15 protein-coding genes are annotated in these 17,871 nt (G+C 69.7%); 11 read left to right on the plus strand and 4 right to left on the minus strand.

Features of this window, described 5'->3' with window-relative positions; genetic code table 11:
- Nucleotides 1-284 precede the first annotated feature (284 nt).
- Nucleotides 285-1,709 carry an aminomethyltransferase family protein gene (locus F8O04_RS10045; RefSeq protein WP_158029258.1) on the plus strand — a complete coding sequence of 475 codons (1,425 nt, stop codon included), beginning with the start codon at nt 285-287 and terminating at the stop codon, nt 1,707-1,709.
- A gap of 26 nt (nt 1,710-1,735) precedes the next feature.
- Nucleotides 1,736-2,908 carry an FAD-dependent monooxygenase gene (locus tag F8O04_RS10050; RefSeq protein WP_158029259.1) on the plus strand — a complete coding sequence of 391 codons (1,173 nt, stop codon included), beginning with the start codon at nt 1,736-1,738 and terminating at the stop codon, nt 2,906-2,908.
- Nucleotides 2,909-2,918: 10 nt separating this feature from the next.
- Here the strand turns inward: F8O04_RS10050 and F8O04_RS10055 are convergent, their stop codons facing one another.
- Complete coding sequence (locus F8O04_RS10055) at nt 2,919-3,677, minus strand: IclR family transcriptional regulator domain-containing protein (RefSeq protein WP_192497428.1); 759 nt, start codon at nt 3,675-3,677, stop codon at nt 2,919-2,921.
- Between the two features lie 84 nt (nt 3,678-3,761).
- On the opposite strand from F8O04_RS10055, the gene F8O04_RS10060 reads away from it, so the two are divergent.
- From F8O04_RS10060 to F8O04_RS10095, 8 genes are all read left to right on the plus strand, one after another.
- The gene (locus F8O04_RS10060) at nt 3,762-4,943 is read left to right on the plus strand and encodes an FAD-dependent monooxygenase (protein ID WP_225735003.1); all 1,182 of its coding nucleotides are present in this window, start codon (nt 3,762-3,764) and stop codon (nt 4,941-4,943) included.
- A gap of 276 nt (nt 4,944-5,219) precedes the next feature.
- Entirely contained in the window at nt 5,220-6,155 is a 936-nt protein-coding gene (locus F8O04_RS10065; protein WP_188726379.1) for an ABC transporter substrate-binding protein, read from the plus strand.
- Nucleotides 6,152-7,015 (plus strand): ABC transporter permease, encoded by an 864-nt coding sequence (locus F8O04_RS10070; protein WP_158029262.1) that lies wholly within the window; start codon nt 6,152-6,154, stop codon nt 7,013-7,015. The genes F8O04_RS10065 and F8O04_RS10070 overlap by 4 nt, the downstream gene beginning before the upstream one ends.
- 2 nt (nt 7,016-7,017) lie before the next feature.
- Nucleotides 7,018-7,815 carry an ABC transporter permease gene (locus F8O04_RS10075; protein ID WP_225735004.1) on the plus strand — a complete coding sequence of 266 codons (798 nt, stop codon included), beginning with the start codon at nt 7,018-7,020 and terminating at the stop codon, nt 7,813-7,815.
- Between the two features lie 2 nt (nt 7,816-7,817).
- Nucleotides 7,818-8,636: an ABC transporter ATP-binding protein gene (locus F8O04_RS10080; protein WP_158029263.1), complete on the plus strand. Its 819-nt coding sequence runs from the start codon at nt 7,818-7,820 to the stop codon at nt 8,634-8,636.
- Nucleotides 8,633-10,345 (plus strand): thiamine pyrophosphate-binding protein, encoded by a 1,713-nt coding sequence (locus tag F8O04_RS10085; protein WP_158029264.1) that lies wholly within the window; start codon nt 8,633-8,635, stop codon nt 10,343-10,345. Before F8O04_RS10080 ends, F8O04_RS10085 begins: the two co-directional genes overlap by 4 nt.
- The gene (locus F8O04_RS10090; protein ID WP_188726380.1) at nt 10,342-11,880 is read left to right on the plus strand and encodes an FAD-binding protein; all 1,539 of its coding nucleotides are present in this window, start codon (nt 10,342-10,344) and stop codon (nt 11,878-11,880) included. The genes F8O04_RS10085 and F8O04_RS10090 overlap by 4 nt, the downstream gene beginning before the upstream one ends.
- Nucleotides 11,873-13,144, plus strand: coding sequence for an alpha-hydroxy acid oxidase (locus F8O04_RS10095; protein ID WP_158029266.1), 1,272 nt, complete (start codon nt 11,873-11,875; stop codon nt 13,142-13,144). Before F8O04_RS10090 ends, F8O04_RS10095 begins: the two co-directional genes overlap by 8 nt.
- Here the strand turns inward: F8O04_RS10095 and F8O04_RS10100 are convergent.
- From F8O04_RS10100 to F8O04_RS10110, 3 genes are all read right to left on the minus strand, one after another.
- Nucleotides 13,141-13,926, minus strand: coding sequence for an IclR family transcriptional regulator domain-containing protein (locus F8O04_RS10100; RefSeq protein ID WP_225735005.1), 786 nt, complete (start codon nt 13,924-13,926; stop codon nt 13,141-13,143). The two genes, F8O04_RS10095 and F8O04_RS10100, sit on opposite strands and share 4 nt — an antisense overlap.
- A 157-nt stretch (nt 13,927-14,083) precedes the next feature.
- The gene (locus F8O04_RS10105) at nt 14,084-15,202 is read right to left on the minus strand and encodes an NAD(P)-dependent alcohol dehydrogenase (RefSeq protein ID WP_158029268.1); all 1,119 of its coding nucleotides are present in this window, start codon (nt 15,200-15,202) and stop codon (nt 14,084-14,086) included.
- A 91-nt stretch (nt 15,203-15,293) separates the two neighbouring features.
- A complete protein-coding gene (locus F8O04_RS10110) occupies nt 15,294-16,019 on the minus strand; it encodes a GntR family transcriptional regulator (protein ID WP_158029269.1) in 726 nt (241 codons plus the stop codon).
- 251 nt (nt 16,020-16,270) lie between these two features.
- On the opposite strand from F8O04_RS10110, the gene F8O04_RS10115 reads away from it, so the two are divergent.
- On the plus strand, nt 16,271-17,767 hold the full coding sequence (locus tag F8O04_RS10115) for an aldehyde dehydrogenase family protein (RefSeq protein WP_158029270.1): 1,497 nt from the start codon (nt 16,271-16,273) through the stop codon (nt 17,765-17,767).
- The last annotated feature ends 104 nt before the right edge of the window (nt 17,768-17,871 follow it).

The following is a 17,871-nucleotide window of genomic DNA, read 5'->3' on the forward strand; positions in this document are numbered from 1 at the left end:
GGTACGGACGAAACCCTAGGTTCGCGTCTTGGTGCCTGTCAATGCTCAGTTCGAAGCTCCTCGTGCCGACCTGGCCACCTCTCAAACGAAAGTAGCTCCGTGTGCTGAGCATCGTAGGTCCGCCTGAAATGGGGCGAGGGTGCCGAGCGCCGCGGTCTCGATCGCGCCAGCTGTCGCGATTTGCGATGCGTCTTGACAAGCCCAACGAGGAGGCGCAAAATGAACGCTATACGGACAATTGGTCCGGTATCCGAAATCTCAACGATGAGGTGAGAGGAGCGCGAATGAGCGTTCAGTCCACGGCCCGCTCGCTGCAGGGCTTCATCGAGGCGACGCCCGACCTGGTTTCGTATCTCTACAATGATTCGCCCGGAGCCCACAGCCGGGGGCGTCAGGACTTGACGCCGGTTCGGCCAGAGTTCACGAACTGGCGTGACGAGCAGCGCGCATGGCGCGAGAGCGCGGTCCTCTTCGACCAGTCGCATCACATGCCGGAACTGTTCGTGAGCGGCCCCGACGCCTTCGCGCTGCTGAACTACGTGGGCATCAACAGCCTGAAGACTCTGGAGCCGGGGCGCGCCAAGCAGTACATCGGATGCACCCCGGATGGTCACATGATCGGTGACTGCATCCTCTACGCCCTCGCCGACGGCAGTTTCGAGCTCGTCAGCAGTTCGCCGCTGCTCAATTGGGTGCAGTTCCAAGCCGAGGCGGGCGAATGGGACGTCGCGATCACGCGAGACGACAACACGTCGGACAACCCGACCGGGGCGCGCACGAAGTTCCGCTATCAGCTCGCCGGGCCCGAGGCGCTATCGATCTTCGATGCGGTCATCGACGAGGCCCCGCTGCAGCTCGGCTTCTTCCGCACGGCCACCGTGACCGTGGCGGGCGTCGAGGTGCTGGTGCTCGGCCACAGCATGTCGGGATACCGGGGAGTCGAGATTTCCGGCCCGTACGAGCAGCGCGACATCGTGCGACAGGCGATCCTCGACGCCGGCACGCCGCGCGGCCTGCTGCAGGGCGGCACGAAGACCTACTACAGCGCGAGCTTCGAGGGCGGTTGGATGGCGTACCCGTTGCCGGCCGTCTACACGGGCGAGGCTTTGCGCCCCTACCGCGAGTGGCTCCCCGACACGGCATGGGAGGCGCGCTTCCAACTGGCCGGCAGCTTCACCCCCGACAGCATCGAGGGCTACTACGTGACGCCGTACGACATGGGGTACGGCAAGCTCGTGTCGTTCGACCACGACTTCATCGGCCGCGACGCCCTCGAAGCGCTGGCCGACCAGCCGCAGAAGGCCAAGGTCTCGCTCGTGTGGAACCCCGATGACGTACTCAAAGTCTACGGATCGCTGCTCACCCCCGGCGTTCCGTACAAATTCCTCGAGCTGCCCGTCGCCGATTACGGCAACCTCATGCATCGCGACGAGGTGCTCGACGCCGACGGCAACCGCATCGGCCTGGCAACGAAGACCGGCTACACGATCAACGAGCGCAAGCTCCTGTCGCTCGCCATGGTCGACGCCGATCGCGTCAACATCGGCGACGAGGTCGTCATCGTCTGGGGCGAACCCGACGGGGGCTCGCGTAAGCCACAGGTCGAGCGGCACCAGCAACTGCATGTCCGCGCAACGGTCGCACCCTCGCCGTACGCGGACGTCGTCCGGACCGAGCGCCGCGGCGACGCGGCACCGGTCACGGTGTAGCGGGCCGGGACGAAGGGAGTCGCAAGATGCATCGCAGCGCGCCACGCGTCGCCATCGTCGGCGGCGGCATCGCCGGCCTATTCACGGCGAACGCCCTCTTACGCAACGAAATCCCCGTGACGGTCTTCGAACAGGCCCGTGCGCTCGGCGAGATCGGTGCCGGCGTGTTTCTCACGCCGAACGGCGTCCGTCAACTCGAACGTATCGGCGTAAGCGGCGCGGTCGAGCGCGTCGGCGTTCGCGTCGGCCACGCCTCTCGGTACCACCGTGACAACGGAACGGAGATCGCGACGGTGCAGGTCACCGATTCGGCCGGCTGGAACGCCGTGTTCGGCATGCACCGCGCCGATCTCGTCGAACTCCTTGCGGGGCAGCTCCCCGAGGGTGTCGTGCGCACCGGGCACCGATGCGTCGGCCTCACGCAGACCGACGGTGGCGCGCGTCTCGAGTTCGAAGACGGCAGCGAAGCGGATGCCGACGTCGTCATCGGCGCCGACGGTATCCACTCCGCGCTCCGCGAGCAGGTCGTGCCGCCGGCGACCCCGGTGTTCTCGGGATCGGTCGCCTACCGCGGCCTCGTGCCGCACCGGCTCGTACCCGACTGGCCGGATGACGCGTGGCACATGTGGCTCGGCGAAGGCCGCCACTTCCTCACCTTCCCCGTGCGCCGCGGCGAGCTCGTCAACTACGTCGCGTTCGTTCCGGCCGCCGCCGAGATGCGTGAGTCATGGTCGGCGCCGGGCGATCCCGATCAGCTCCGGCGCGAGTTCTCGGGATGGGATGAACGCATCGGCACGCTGCTGAGCCACGTGACCGAGACGCTGCGCTGGGGGCTCTACGATCGCGACCCCATCTCGACCTGGACGGCCGGCCGGCTCACGCTGCTCGGTGACGCGGCGCATCCGATGCTGCCTCATCTCGGGCAGGGCGCGAACCAAGCCATGGAGGACGGCATGGCGCTCGCGACCGTGCTTGCCGACGCCACGGCAGCTGACGCTCCCGCGCGCCTGCAGGTGTACGAGCGGCTCCGCCGCGACCGGGTCGGCGAGGTGCAGCGCGGGGCGCGGGCGAACGGGCTGCGGTACGACTCGGCCTACGAGGATCTCGAGGTCCGGGACGCAGAGATGCGCGCGCACGTCGAGTTCCGCAAGTGGATCTACGACTACGACGTGGTCGAGCACGCCGCGGAAGCCGCCTGAGGCGATGGAGTCACAGCATGCGACCGAGCTTCGACGCCCGCAGCGCGAGGGCGGGCACGAACGCGTCGACGAGTCGCTCGACGCTCGCGCGGGCGCTGAGGGCGCTGATCGAGAGCGACGCGACGATGAGACCGCCCGGGTCGCGCACGGGCACGGCGACCGCGCGGAGGCCGATCTCGACTTCCTCATCGGTGACGCTGTACCCGCGCACGGCGACGTCGCGCACCTCTGCCGCGAGCGCGTCGGCACCGCGCAGCGCCTTCTCCGTCGTCGTCCCGCCGGCGCTCGCCTCGATGACCTCCGTGAGGACATCGTGAGCGAGGTCCCCCATCAGGACGCGCCCAGCCGCAGAGTGTGCCGCCGGGAGTCGGCCCCCGACGCGCTGGCCGGTCTTGACCAGGTGCTGCCCCTCGGCGCGGCCGATGAACAAGACCTCGTTGCCGTCGAGTACGGAGAGCGACGTGGATTCGCCGAACTCGTCGCGCAGCTCAACCAAGAGCGGGGCCGCGAGACGGGGAAGGGAATCTGTATCGGTGTACGCGGTGACGAGGCGGGCGACGCGGGGCGTTGGCCGGAAGAACTTTCCGTCATAGCTCAGGTACCCGAGCGACTCGAGGGTGCGCATGCATCGCCGAGCCGCGGGCGGGGTGAGGCCGGTGAGGTTCGCGGCCTCCGTGACTGTGAGGCGCGGATGGTCCCGGTCGAAGCTCTCGACGATCGCGAGGCCCTTCGCGAGGCCGCCCATGCTCTCTTCCAACTCACTGTCCACCACGTCTCTCCCGTCGTTGCGCGGCTCTGACCGCCCAACTATTCTAAGAAGCGAACAGGATTCGGTATGCGAATGGATGAAGGCATGGCAGCGCCAATGAAGGTCGCCATCATCGGGGCCGGCATCGGCGGCCTCTCGGCCGGGATCGCGCTGAGCCAGGCCGGTCACGAGGTCACGGTCTACGAGCAGGCCCGTGCAATCGGCGAGGTCGGGGCCGGCATCGGCGTTGCCCCGAACGGCCTACGCATGTATGAGCGACTCGGGCTCCGCGGCGCGATTGAAGCCGTCGCTGCGCGGTATGCTGACGGCTCGAGCTACTTCCGCGCCGACGGCGAGCCCATCGGCGAGATGACCACCGCCGACAGCTCCGGTCAGTACTTCACGCTCGGCCTCCACCGCGCCGACCTCGTCGACGTGCTCGCGACGGCGCTTGGTCGCGAGCGACTTCGCACCGGCCACCGCCTCGAGTCACTCGAGCAGACGGCGACCGACGTGACGCTCCGCTTCGCCGAGGCGCGCAAGGAGCGCGCCGACCTCGTGATCGGGGCCGACGGCATCCACTCGGTGGTGCGCCAGGCCGTCGTTCCCGGCCTGCCGAGCCCGACCCCGAGCGGTTCGATCGCCTACCGCGGGCTCGTGCCGGCGAGCGACCTGCCCGAGTGGCCGCGCGGCGTCGGGCAGCTCTGGATGGGAGAGGGCAAGCACTTCCTCACCTACCCGGTGCGGGGCGGCGAGCTGATCAACTACGTCGGTTTCGTCCCGAGCCACGAGCGGCTGAAGGAGTCGTGGTCGGCGGTGGGCGATGTGGATCGGCTCCGCGCCGACTTCGCGGGGTGGGACCCACGGGTCGGACGCCTGCTCGACGCCGTGCAGTCCACCTTCTGGTGGGGGCTCTATGACCGCGAGCCGCTGCCGACGTGGACGTCGGGTCGCGTCACCCTGCTCGGTGACGCGGCGCACGCCATGCTCCCCCACCTGGGCCAGGGCGCCAACCAGGCCGTCGAGGACGCGATGGTGCTCGCAGAAGTGCTCAGCGCCGCCGAACCGACGGCGGTCGAGTCCGCACTCGAGCGCTACGAGCGGCTCCGGCGCGAGCGCACGACCGCGGTGCAGCGCGGCGCGCGCGACAACGGCCGCCGCTACGACTCCGGCTACGACGACCTCGGGCAGCGCGATGACGAGATCCGTGGCTCGAAGGGGCTGCGGCTCTGGCTCTACGACTACGACGCCCAGCAGGCGGCGAGGTCGCTCGTGGCCGGTTCCTGAGCCGCCTCCCCGACCATCCGGCCCTGGAACCCCACCAGTCAACGAAGACCCGCAGGGCCGACCCCCCAAAAACAGCACACGACGATGACTCAACACCGCGCTGTTGCTCGTGGACCCTCAGCAAAGACCAGCTGATTCAGGTGCCCAGCCGCAGCGGCGCACATCTCCATCGAATTTCGGCCGACGAGGGCCGGAATCGACGACGCGAATTGGAGGACGACAATGTCCTGGAATGCGAAGAAACATCGACTGACGACTGCGGGTGCACTGGTGGCATTGACCGCACTCGTGATGACCGGATGCGCGGGTGACGGCGGCGACGCCGGTGAAGGCGGTGATGGCACGGTGGAGATCACTGCGGGCGTCGCCGCATCGCAGTCGTCGACCGCGCTGTTGCTCGGCGTGGAACAGGGCTTCTTCGAGGAGGAGGGGCTCGACGTCACGATCGACTACTCCGCCACCGGCTCTGGAGCCATCTCGCAGCTCATCAACGGGCAGATGCACGTGGCGCTCGGCGCCGTCTCCCCGGCGATCAGCGCGGTCGCCGAGGGGATTCCCGTGCAGATCGTGTCGGGTTCGGTCAACGACCGCGAGGACCCTGCAGGCACGCAGTACCAGACCATGGTCGCGGGCGACAGCGACATTGAGACGTTCTCCGACCTCGAGGGCAAGACAGTCGCCGTCAACTCGCTGTCGTGCTGCTGGGAGTTCTGGCTGCGCGAGGCGGTCGAGAAAGACGGGGGAGACCCCGACGCCGTCCAGCTCGTGCAGCTGCCGTTCGCCGACGCGGTGACGGCGCTTCGGCAGGGCGAAGTCGACGCCATCAGCACGGCGCAGCCGTTCGCCACGAGCCTTCGGCAGGACGGCTTCCGCGACATCGGCGACTCGGCCGCCGTCGCCTTCGACAACCCCGAGGCGGGCTTCACCGTGTTTTACATGTCGGAGCAGTTCATCGCCGACAACCCCGGCATCGTCGAGCGATGGCGAGCAGCGCTCGAACGGTCTTCCGAGTATGCCAACGAGCATCCTGAGGAGACGCGAGCGCAGATCGTCGAGCAGACGGGCGTCGACGCCGAGCTGATGGAAAGCGCGCCGCTTCCTCTGTATTCCGCCGAGATCGACGTCGCCTCCGTCGAGGCCGAGGCCGGGTTCCTCGAGAAGTACGGCGTGCTCGATTCAGCCCCCGAGATCGACGAGATCGTCGCGCCATGACGGCCGTCACCTCGCCACCGAACGGCGACGTTCGAAAGCGCGGGCCGGAAGATGGGGGCCCGGCGCCCGGGAACCGGCCGGCCGTGCTCCTCCGGGAGCGACCGTGGTTCCTCGTGGCGCTGCCGTGGGTGACGACGGCCGCGATCATCGCGCTGCAAGAGGTCCTGAGCCGAGTGGGCTTCTTCCCGCCAGAGGTGCCGCCGTTCTCGGTGACCTTCGGGGCCGCCGTGCAGCTCATGCTCACGGGCACGTTCTGGGTGAGCTTCGTCGCGACGGTCCAGCAGCTCGCGATCGGGCTCATCGTCGGCGTCGTCGGGGGCGTCGCGCTCGGTGTGGCGGTCGGTGCGATTCCGCTGCTCTACCGGTTACTGCACTACGTACTCGACTTCTTGCGGTTCATCCCCGCGGTCGTGTACTTGCCCATCCTGATCCTCGTGATGGGGGCGAAGCCCGAAACGGCGTATGTGCTCGCTGCGGTCGGCACCATCTGGCCGATGCTCTACCAGACGTACTACGGCGTCGTCGGCGTCTCGCCGATCCTGAAGGACACCGGCCGCGTGTTCGGGCTCACGAGAAGGCAGCAGCTGCGCAACATCGTGTTGCCCGCCGTCTCGCCGTTCATGGCGACCGGCCTGCGCATCGCCGCATCCCACGCGCTCGTCGTCGTCGTGGCGGTCCAGATCATTACGACGGTGGAGGGCCTCGGGCGCGACATCGCGGTGTACGCCACGAACGGCGTCTACCCCGAGATGTACGCGCTCGTCGGCATCGTCGGCCTGGTCGGCGTGCTCATCAACGTCGTGCTGGAGCGCACCGAGCGCCGAATGCTCCACTGGCACGCGTCGTATAGGGAGAAGTGATCGTGACCACTGCAACGACCGCCGCGCCGCTGAAGCTCGGCCGCCAGGTGAATCGAGTGCTCATCTCGGTCATCGTGCCCATCGCAATCCTCGTCGCCTGGTGGGTGGTGTCGCTCGGCAGCACCTCCCCCTTCTTTCCGCCGCTGCGCGACATCATGGTCAGGCTCGGCGAGGATTGGCTCCTCACGAGGGTCGTGACGGATGTCTTTCCCAGCCTGCTGCGGATGTTCGCCGGCTTCGCCATCGCGCTGGTGATCGGCGTCGGCCTCGGTGCCGTCCTCGGCCGGCAGCCGCTCGTGGCGAGGGCGCTCAACCCGGTGTTGCAGTTCGGCCGTGCCCTTCCGGCGACCGCGCTCGTGCCGGTGAGCATCGTGCTCATGGGCATCGGCGACACCCCGAAGATCGCGCTCATCGCCTTCGTGACGGTCTTTCCCGTCATGCTCAACACGATCGACGGTGTTCGCAACGTCGATCTCGTGCTCGAGGACGTGTGCGGTACGTACCGCCTGACGCGCAAGCAGCGGCTCCTGAACGTGCAGCTGCCGGCGGCCGGGCCGCAGATCCTCGCGGGCATGCGGATCGCGTTGAGCGTCGCGTTCGTGATGATGGTCGTCACCGAGCTCGTCGCCGCGACGAACGGCATCGGCTACGTGACGCTGCAGGCGCAGCAGAACTTCCACGTGACCCTGATGTGGTCGGGCATGTTGCTGCTGGGAATCCTCGGCGTCCTCATCAACGGACTATTCATTTTGGTCGAGCGAAGAATGCTTCGCTGGTACAAGCAAGATTCGGGAGAGTAACCATGCTGACTGTCGAGCATTTGCAGAAGTCGTACATTTCGAACGGGCAATCCCTCGAAGTATTGCGCGACGTTTCCTTCCAGGTCGAGGCGGGGGAATTCGTCACCGTCGTCGGGCCGTCGGGCGCGGGCAAGACCACGCTGCTTCGCTGCCTCGCGGGCCTGCTCCCGCGCACGAGCGGCAAGGTCATGCTCACGCGTACGGGCAAGATGATCGACTCGCCGCCGCCGGAGGTCGCGTGCGTCTTTCAGGACTACAGCCGTTCACTCATGCCCTGGTCGAAGGTCGAGCGCAATGTCGCCCTCCCGCTCGAGAACACCATCAAGGACCGTCGGGAGCGACGAAAGGTCGTGGCGGACGCCCTGCACGAGGTCGGTCTCGATGGATTCGCCGACAGCTATCCGTGGCAGCTTTCGGGGGGCATGCAGCAGCGCGTCGCGATCGCGAGGGCACTCGCCTATAAGCCGGAGTTCCTCATCATGGACGAGCCGTTCGCGTCGGTGGATGCGCAGACTCGCGCCGACCTCGAAGACCTGACGTTGCGCGTTCGGCAGGATGCCGGCCTCACCGTCATGCTCGTGACGCACGACATCGACGAGGCCGTGTACCTCGGCGACCGGGTGGTCGTGATGTCGGGCCGGCCGACGGTGGTCACGGAGGTGATCGACGTTGATCTGCCGAGGCCGCGCAGCCAAGTGAAGACGAAGGCGCTGCCCCGCTTCGCCGAACTGCGCACCCGGGTTGCGACGCTGATCGCCGAGGCGAGCGCCGCCAGCTCGTCGCGCGCCGGCGGCGACGCGGGGAGCGGTCAGGCGGCATGACGGCGAACGGCGCGGTGACGTCCGAGCACGTGGCCGGGGCGACGCGAGCGACGACCGTTGCCGAGGCCGTGGCGGCGGCCGCGCGGGACCTTGGCGCCGACGACGTCTTCACCCTGATGGGCGGCACCAATCTGCGCGTCGTGCATCACCTCGGCGATCGGGGCGCGCGCCTGCATCATCTTCGTCACGAGAACGGGGCGATCGGCGCCGCGGATGGATACGCGCGAGCCTCCGATCGTGTCGGCTGGAGCAGCGTCACGCACGGCCCGGGCTTCACCAACGCCGTCACGGCGCTGCGAACCGCCGTGCTCGCGCGAAGCCCGCAGGTCATGATCATGGCCGACACGACTGGCGTGCCACCGAGGCAGGCGCCGTTTGAGGTCGGCGTGCAGGGGCTGACGCCCGACATGATCCTCGCGACGATCGGGGTGCCGATCGTGAGGGTGAGCGCGCGCAGCGCCTCCAGCGACACGGCGAGGGCGCACGCCATGGCGGCCGAGCAGCGGCTGCCCGTCGCGCTCATCATCCCGTTCGGCGTCGAAGTCGCGCCAAGCCCGATGGAGCCCGCAGCCGGCGCATCGAGCACGGCGGCACCCCGGCGCGCGCTGGCGGATGCCGAGGAGAGCAGTCCGGATGGCGGCCGACCCGAGCGAGGTGACATCGACGAGGTCGAGCGTGTCCTCCGATCGGCGAAGCGCATCGTGATCCTCGCCGGTCGCGGCGCAGCGGCGCCCGAGGCGGTGCTCCAGCTGGGTGCACTTGCAGACGCGTGCGGGGCGTACCTTGCAACGTCCGTCAGGGCGGTCGGGCTGTTCGAGGGATCGCCCGCGAATCTCGGCATCTTCGGTGGCTTCTCCCACGCGGCTGCTCGCGCGACCATTCACGGTGCCGATTGCATCATTGCCATCGGCGCGAGCCTCAACCACTTGCAGACCCGTGCCGACACCTATCTACATGGCGCGACGCTCGTGCACGTCGACGCCGATCCGCACGCGATCGGACGTTTCAATCGGGCCGACGTCAGCGTCTGCGGCGACGCCGCCCGCGTCGCTGAGGAGCTGCTCGCGCGCTTCGAGGCACGACCACTGGAGCCGCCGCGGCACCTGCCAGATGCCCCGGACCGGATCAGCTACGTCGACGTGTCGCGGCCGGGAGAGCTTGATCCGCGGACCCTCACCGAGCGACTCGACGAGCTGCTGCCGCCCGACCGGACGATCGTGGTCGATGGCGGCCACTTCACGGTGTGGCCCATCTGCTTCATGCGGCACGAGGCGCCCACCGCGCTGATCTGGACGTGCGATTTCGGCGCGATCGGCTGCGGTTTCGGCCCGAGCATCGGGGTCGCGACGGCCAGGAACGACCGCTTGACGGCGCTGTTCATCGGCGATTGCGGTTTCTATATGACGCTCGGCGAACTCGAGGTGGCCGTGCGTGAGGAACTGCCGCTGCTCGTGGCGTGCTACAACGACGGGGCAGCCGGGTCCGAGGTGCTGATTGCCGATCAGGCCGGGCTCCCGACCGACGAGGCCATCTTCGGGCGGGCCGATCTCGCGCAGGTGGCGAGAGGCCTCGGCGCCGCCGGGGTCGCCATCGACCGGCTCGACGACCTCGCTCCCGCGCTGGCCGCCTGGGATCGCCGCGGGCCACTCGTCCTCGACTGCCGCATTACGCGCGACGTCCGCTCACCCGCCCGCACACACGCCACGTGAGCGAAGGGGAGGTGCCGGGCACAGGGGCGGTCGACGTCGACGTGGCGATCATCGGCTCCGGTGCCGCCGGCATCGCGGCGGGCATCGAGGCCCTGGACGCAGGTGCGAGCGTGCTGGTGTTCGAAGCCGAGTCCGACCCGGGTGGCGCGGCCATCATATCCGGAGGCGGGTGCCTGCTCGTGGGCACCTCCCTGCAAGCGCGCCTCGGCATCCGCGACAGCCCCGCCCTCGCTTTCGACGACTGGATGTCGCTCGGCGGGCCGACGGCCGATGCGGAGTGGGCGCGCCGCTACGTCGAGGCGTCGGCCCGCGAGGTCGGCGTGTGGGCGGAGCGGTTCGGTGTCGAATGGACCGACATCGTGCAGCATGAGGGCAACTCCGTGCCCCGATGGGCGAGGCCCAGGCTCGGTGGGTTCGGGCTCATGCGTGCTCTGCTCGCGGCCTTCCGCGCGCGGGGCGGTGCGTTGCGCACCTCGGCGTCTGCCGAGCGCCTCGCCCTGCGCGCCGCTGCCGGCGGGGACGCGGGGCGCGGACCTGGCCGGGCGGTCGAGCTCGACATCGCGATTCGCGGTGGCACGATCAGGGTGCACGCCACGTCGCTCGTCGTCGCGACAGGCGGGTTCGCCTCGAATCTCGAACTCGTGCTCCGTCACCGCCCAGATCTGGCGGCAGCCGACATCCGCGTCGGGTCCGGGCCCGGAGCCACCGGCCGGGGCCACGCCCTCGTTGAATCGATCGGCGGCACCATGACGAACCTCGACAAGATCTGGTGCTATCCGTACGGCATCCCCGATCCACGCGAGGCGATGCCCGAGCATGGCGTGGCGTTCCGGCGCGTGCCCGGCAATATCTGGATCAACCGACGCGGGCAGCGCTTCCACAACGAAGAGCTGTCGGGCGGCATGAGCGGTGCGGCGGCCGTGCTCGGCCAGCTCCCGGGGCGAAGCTGGGCGATCATCGACGCCGGCATGACCGTGGAGCTCGAACTGGCCAATCCGCCGTACCAGCGAGACGGGCGGCCTGATCGCTCAGCCATCGCGCGCTTCCTCGAGCACTCACCGCACGTCGCCACGGCGCCGACGCTTGACGAACTCGCCCAGCGCATTGGGGTGCCGGCAGCAGCGCTCGCCGCGACGGTCGCGTCATACAACGGTGCCGGCGCGGCGCGGCGCGGGGCGGCGGCCGATGAGTTCGGGCGGGCAATCGCGGGGCGCCGGCCCATCGCGGAGCCGCCGTTCACGGCCCTCGAGATGCGGCTGCTGGCACGCAAGACCCTCGGGGGCGTGCGCACCGACCTGCGGTGCCGCGTCGTGGACGACAAGGGGCGGCCGATCGCCGGGGTCTTCGCGGCCGGTGAGGTGTCCGGCATGGCTGGCGGGCGTATCAACGGCGCCGCCGCGCTCGAGGGAACCATGCTCGGGCCGTCGCTGCTCAGTGGCAGGGTGGCCGGCGCGTGGGCCGCGCACGCCGCCGGATTCGGCAACGGCTGGCGCGTCGCCGCTGGGATTGGGAGCGGGGGAGACGCGGATGCATGACGAGGCCGGGCATGCCGGCAATTGGCTCCCGGCGCGACGGCTGCCTCACGTCTCCGAGATCGCCGGGCTTTTTGAGCGACCGAAGCGGGGCCAGGGCGGCCGGGCCCTGTGCCGGTCGCACAGCATCGCCGATCTCCGCGATCGCGCCCGGGCGCGTGTGCCTCGAATGGTGTTCGACTTCATCGACGGGGGCGCCGGTGAAGAGCTCACGCTCCGCCGCAACGCGCGAGCGTTCGCCGATGTCACGTTCGCGCCGCGCGTGCTGCGCGACGTGTCGGTCGTCGAAACGGGCCGCGACATGCTCGGCTTCGCGGCGGAACTGCCGCTCTGGCTCGCCCCCGCCGGCATGACCCGCGCCGTGCACGCGCACGGTGAGATCGGTGCGGCGCGCGCGGCGGCGCGGGCGGGCGTTCCGTACGTGCTCTCGACGATGGCGTCGACTTCGCCCGAGGTGCTCGCGGCGCACGCGCCGGACGCGCGGCGATGGTTTCAGCTCTACCTGTGGCGCGACCGCGGCTTCTCGCGCGAGATCGTCGAGCGCGCACGCGACGCCGGGTTCAGCGCGCTCGTGCTCACGGTCGACGTGCCCGTCGCGGGCGAACGACTGCGCGACGTGCGCAACGGGATGACGCTGCCGCCTGCGTTGACGCGCCGCACGGCGCTCAATATCGCGCGGTATCCGCGCTGGTGGTTCGACATGCTCACGCGCGAACCGCTTGGGTCGGCCGCCGTCAGCCGGCCCGGCGAAGCGCTCGTCGATCGGGTCGGCCGCATCTTCGATCCGACCGCGACGCTGCGCGACCTCGACTGGTTGCGGGAGGTTTGGTCGGGGCCGATCGTGGTCAAAGGCGTCGGATCGGTCGCCGGTGCTGTCGAGGTCGCTGAGCGCGGCGTCGACGCCCTGGTCGTGTCGAACCACGGCGGGCGCCAACTCGAGCACGCACCCGCGACGCTCGAGCTGGTGCCTGCGGTGCGCGCCGCCGTCGGAGCCGGCCTCCCGGTCTTCGTCGACGGCGGAGTACGGTCGGGCGAGCACATCGCGGCCGCGATCGCCGCAGGTGCCGACGCGGTCGGCATCGGCCGGGCCTACCTCTATGGGCTCGCGGCCGGCGGGGAGCGCGGCGTCGATCGCAGCCTCGAGATTCTCGGTTCCGGGCTCCGGCGCACCATGGCGCTGCTCGGCGCGCCCCGCCTCGATGACCTCGACGCGACGCTGCTCGATCCTGTGCCCGGCTGCGAGCGGTCCGGGAGCGGCCCGCGTTAGCTCGCCGAGTACTCGCTGCCGAGGTGGACGCTCAGCTCGTGCGCGCTGTCGAGGAGCAACTCGAGATGGCGTGAGCACAGCTCATCGAGTTCGACGGCCGTCGAGGAGATACCGAGCGCGGCGAAGACCCGGCCGTCGGTGCCGCGAACGGGCACGGCGACGGCTCGGATGCCCTCCTCCAGTTCCTGATCGGCCTGCGCGTACCCTCGCCGGCGCACGTCGTCGAGGCGCTCGCGGAGCGCCTGCTCGGTGCGGATGGTGCGTGGTGTCAGCGGTGACAGCTCGGTCGCGGAGACGTAGCGATCGAGATCGGTCGGGGACAGATCGGCGAGCAGCACCTGTCCCATGGCGCTCGCGTAGGCGGGCAGCCGGGTACCGACGGCCAACGTGAGGTGGGCGAGTCGGCGCGTCGAGACGCGGTTGAGGTACACGATGTCCTCACCGTCCAGCGCCGCGAGGGTGCACGCCTCGCGTGCCTCGGAAACGACGCGTTCCATGACCGGCTGAGCGAGGGCCGTGAGGTCGAGCGAGTTCGCGTAGGCATAGCCGATGGAGAGCACCCTGGGCGTGAGCGAGTACTTGCGCCCGGACACGCGGACATAGCCGAGCGACGTGAGTGTCAGTAGGAGACGGCGTGCCGTTGGCCGGCTGAGGCCGGTCGCCTGAGCTGTCTCGGTCAGCGACAGTTCAGGCCCGTGGTCGGCGAAGGCCTGGATGACGGCGAGACCGCGCTCGAGCGATTGCACGTAGTCGCGATCGTCGACGTCGCGGGGCTCCTTCAAGATTGGCCGGTCTCCGTTGCTCTCGATCTGGTGTGCGCTTCCCTGCCCATCGGCGGGCCGCCGCCGCGAGGCGCAGTCGAGGCGCCGCGCATCAGCCTAGCCAGTGCGTGGTCTCGCGCCGCGTCGCCAACGCCGCGCAACCGGCCTGCGCCGCCTCCTATGGCTGCGAGATCCGCACGATCGGCTTCACGACCTCGCCCGAGAGGCTGTCGGCGATGGCCGTCTCGATGTCGGCGAGCTCGTAGAACTTCACGAGCTCGTCGAACGGGAACCGGCCCTGCGCGTGCAGCGCGATGAGCGCCGGGATGAACTCCGCGCTCGACGAGCCCCCGCCGAGCGTGCCGACGATGCGCTTGCCCCACAGGGCGGGCTGGTGCTCGACGCTGAACGACGAGCCGGCCGGGGCGCCACCGACGAGGATGACGGTTCCGAGCATCCCGATCAGCGACACGGCCTGCTCGATCACCGCGATCGCGCCCGTGCACTCGATCGCGTAGTCGACGCGGCCGCCGCACGCGGCGAGGATCTGCTCGGAGGCGTCATCGGCGCGCCCGTTCACGACCGCCGTCGCTCCGTATTTGGTCGCGAGCTCGAGCCGCGAGTCGTGCAGGTCGACCGCCACGATCGCGGCCGCCGGGGTCGAGCGCGCCGCCATGACCGCGGCAAGGCCGACGGCTCCCGCGCCGAACACGACGATCGTGTCGCCGGGCTGCGGCTTGGCCGTGTTGAGCACGGCGCCGGCGCCGGTGCTGATGCCGCAGGCAAGCGGACCGAGCAGTTCGAGCGGGGCCGACTGGTCGACCTTGATGAGCGAGCTCGCGAGGGCAATCGAGTACGTCGCGAACGACGACTGGCCGAAGAAGTGACCCGAGATCGGCGTGCCGTCTTCGCGTCGATAGGCGCTCTCACCGGCATTCGGGCCCTTGAACCGCACGCCGGAGGCGACGGCGGGGCCAGTCTGCTCGCAGTACTTGGGTTCGCCGCGGCGGCAGTTGCGGCACACGCCGCAGAACGCCCAGCCCATGACGACGTGGTCCCCGACCGCGACCTCCGTGACGCCCTCGCCGACCGCGTCGACAACGCCCGCGCCCTCGTGCCCGAGCACGCCGGGCAGGGGCAACGGCAGGTCGCCGTCCCTCGTGATCTTGTCGGTGTGGCACACCCCGGTCGCGACGAGGCGCACACGCACCTCGCCGACGCCGGGGTCGTCGAGCGTCAGTTGCTCGAGTTCGATGCGGGCGCCCGTGTGGTCGGCGACGGCTGCGGTGATCTGCATGGCTGCTCCTCTGCTGCGATACGGTCGAAGGGATTGCGGCGGTGCGGTCGGAGATGCGGATGCTCGGCTCGGGGCGGTGCCGGGCGGTTGGCTAGTGCTCCCGTTGCGACGCGAGCGCCTCGATGACGCCCTGCAGGTGCGTGCGCGTCGCGGCCTCGGCGGAGTCGGGCTCGCGTGCGATGACGGCGTCGATGATGGCGATGTGCTCGAGGGCGGAAACGGCTGCCCGTCCCGGGTGGAACGCGAGGCGGAACTGATGCCTGGCCGACTGGGCGAGCAGTCGTTCGAGCAGTTGCGTCGCGGTGTCGTGCCCGCTCATCCGGCGGAGCCGGCGGTCGAGCTCGCGGTTGAGCTCGCCGTACTCGAGCAGGCGGCCGGCAGCGACAGCGTCCGCGATGGCTGCACGCAGTTCGAGGAGGCCGGCGACGTCGTCGTCGGTCGCGTGCTCGGCTGCCTTGCGCGCGCACAGCGACTCGAGTCCAACGCGCACCTCTGCGATCTCCACCGCCTCGCGGACCGTGATCGCTCGCACGCGGGCACCGCGATTGGGCTGGCGCTCGACGAGCCCCTCCCCGGTGAGCGTGAGCAGTGCCGAGCGGACGGCCGCGCGCGTCGCGTCATAGCGCGCGGAAAGGTCGGCTTCGATGAGCCGCTGGTGCGACGCGAACTCGCCCGCGAGAATCGCGTTGCGGATGCGCTCGGTCAGTTCGTCGACCGGCGTGGGGCCCGCGGTGCCCGCCGGCGTCCCGGGCTGCTCCTGCTCGAGTTTGACCGCGCTCCCGGCGCCGTCGTCGACGTGCCGCACCGAAGAAGACATGCATCCCCCGTCTCGCTCGGTCATCGTCGCCGGCCGCGACGCATGGACCCGAACCGCTGGTTGCCACAGGATAGCGGGGCGGGCAGGATTGTTGACGAGATCGTCGCAGATCGCGGCGCGCGAGTGCATCGCGCTGAACCCCAGTGTCCCGCGGCGTGGGCCCCCGCCCAGCGGGCGGCCGCCCAACCATGCTTCGATTCGGAGCGGTGACCCCCAGAAAACGACCTGGTCACACACAGAGAGGTGTTGAAATGACAGAGACAGCAACCGAGGCGGCCGTCCGCACGGGCTTGTACATCGGCGGTGAGGAGCGGTTCACGGATGACGTGCTGAAGATCGCCGATCCGGGGAAGCCCGGCGTGATCGTGGGCGAGGCTGCGGCGGCGACGGAGGCGGACGTGCTCGACGCGGTCGCGGCCGCCAAGGCCGCGTTCCCCGCGTGGTCGGCGATGTCGGCGAAGGAGCGGGCCGCCATGATGGCCGACGCGATCGCAGGGATCGCGGACGAGCGCGACACGGATGCAGCCGTGCTCTCGCAGGAGAACGGCAAGGTCCGCATGGAGGGCTGGGTCGACGCTCTCGTGTTCGAGATCCGTTGGAATCTGGCGCTCGCCGTGGCCGACGAGGTCGACGGCACGACGACGCTGCCGCCGATCATGGGCGCGATCCCTACCGAGACCGAGGTGGCGTACCAGCCGCTCGGCGTGGTGAGCGTGATCGTGCCGTTCAACTGGCCGATCGCGATTCTCGGCGCCGCGCTCCCGCACGCCCTGCTGGCGGGCAACACGGCGATCGTGAAGCCGCCGCCGTCGGCGCCGCTCGCGACGACCCGGGTCGTGCAGCGGGTGGCGGAGAAGCTGCCGGCGGGCGTGCTGAACGTCGTGACCGGTCGCGACGAGAACATGTCGAAGCTGATCGCGAACGATGACGTCGCGAAGGTGTGCTTCACCGGTTCGGTTGGCGGCGGCAAGAAGATGATGGAGATGGCGTCGCAGTCGCTGACGCGCGTGACGCTCGAGCTCGGCGGGAACGACGCGGCGGTCCTGCTCGAGGACGCGATCATCGACGACGAGCACCTCGATCGCCTGTTCGCGGGCGTGTACGACACGACCGGTCAGATCTGCATGAATGCGAAGCGCGTCTTCGTGCACCGGTCCAGGCTCGACGAGCTCGTCGCAGGGTTCGAGGCGCGCCTCGCGAAGACGAAGCTCGGCTACGGGCTCGACGAGGGCACCACGATGGGCCCCCTGCACCAGCCCGCGCAGAAGGCGTTCGTCGAGACGCTCATCCGCGAGGCGAAGGAGGCCGGGGCGGATGTCCGCGAGTACGGCGAGCTTCCTGGTGGCGAGCTCGAAGGCGGCAACTTCGTGCGGCCCGCGATGGTCGTGAACGCCGACCCGTCGCTCCGGGTCGTGACCGAGGAGCAGTTCGGGCCCGTGATCCCGATCATCCCGTTCGACACGGAGGACGAGGCCGTCAGGCTCGCCAACGACACCTGGGCGGGACTCGCCGGTTCCGTGTGGACGGCCGACCCCGAGGTGGCGAAGCGCGTCGGATCGCAGCTCGTGTGCGGCTACGTGTGGATCAACGACCACGGCGCTCCCCGCCTCGATCTGCGCGCTCCCTTCGGCGGCATGCGCGCATCCGGAATGGGTCGCGAACAGGGCATCGAGGGCGTCCGCGCCTTCCAGGACACCCGCTCGATCTCGAGGCTCGACCCGGAGGCCCTCGCCTCGATGGCCCACTAGCGGTACCGCGGCGTGCGCCCCTCGTGACGCCGCCTCCGTCGGCTCCTCGGGAGCGGAACTCGGCATCGATCCCCGGTTCCGCTCCCTCCGGGGCGGCCGCGAGG

The organism is Pseudoclavibacter endophyticus, from assembly GCF_008831085.1.
In the GTDB taxonomy this organism is placed as follows: Bacteria; Actinomycetota; Actinomycetes; order Actinomycetales; family Microbacteriaceae; genus Pseudoclavibacter; species Pseudoclavibacter endophyticus.

Bases quoted from the DNA above. Each gene is read 5' to 3' on its own strand.
- F8O04_RS10045 (WP_158029258.1), top strand. From the start codon at position 285: ATGAGCGTTCAGTCCACGGCCCGCTCGCTGCAGGGCTTCATCGAGGCG.
- F8O04_RS10050 (WP_158029259.1), top strand. From the start codon at position 1,736: ATGCATCGCAGCGCGCCACGCGTCGCCATCGTCGGCGGCGGCATCGCC.
- F8O04_RS10060 (WP_225735003.1), top strand. From the start codon at position 3,762: ATGGCAGCGCCAATGAAGGTCGCCATCATCGGGGCCGGCATCGGCGGC.
- F8O04_RS10070 (WP_158029262.1), top strand. From the start codon at position 6,152: ATGACGGCCGTCACCTCGCCACCGAACGGCGACGTTCGAAAGCGCGGG.
- F8O04_RS10080 (WP_158029263.1), top strand. From the start codon at position 7,818: ATGCTGACTGTCGAGCATTTGCAGAAGTCGTACATTTCGAACGGGCAA.
- F8O04_RS10085 (WP_158029264.1), top strand. From the start codon at position 8,633: ATGACGGCGAACGGCGCGGTGACGTCCGAGCACGTGGCCGGGGCGACG.
- F8O04_RS10095 (WP_158029266.1), top strand. From the start codon at position 11,873: ATGCATGACGAGGCCGGGCATGCCGGCAATTGGCTCCCGGCGCGACGG.
- F8O04_RS10105 (WP_158029268.1), bottom strand. From the start codon at position 15,202: ATGCAGATCACCGCAGCCGTCGCCGACCACACGGGCGCCCGCATCGAA.
- F8O04_RS10110 (WP_158029269.1), bottom strand. From the start codon at position 16,019: ATGTCTTCTTCGGTGCGGCACGTCGACGACGGCGCCGGGAGCGCGGTC.
- F8O04_RS10115 (WP_158029270.1), top strand. From the start codon at position 16,271: ATGACAGAGACAGCAACCGAGGCGGCCGTCCGCACGGGCTTGTACATC.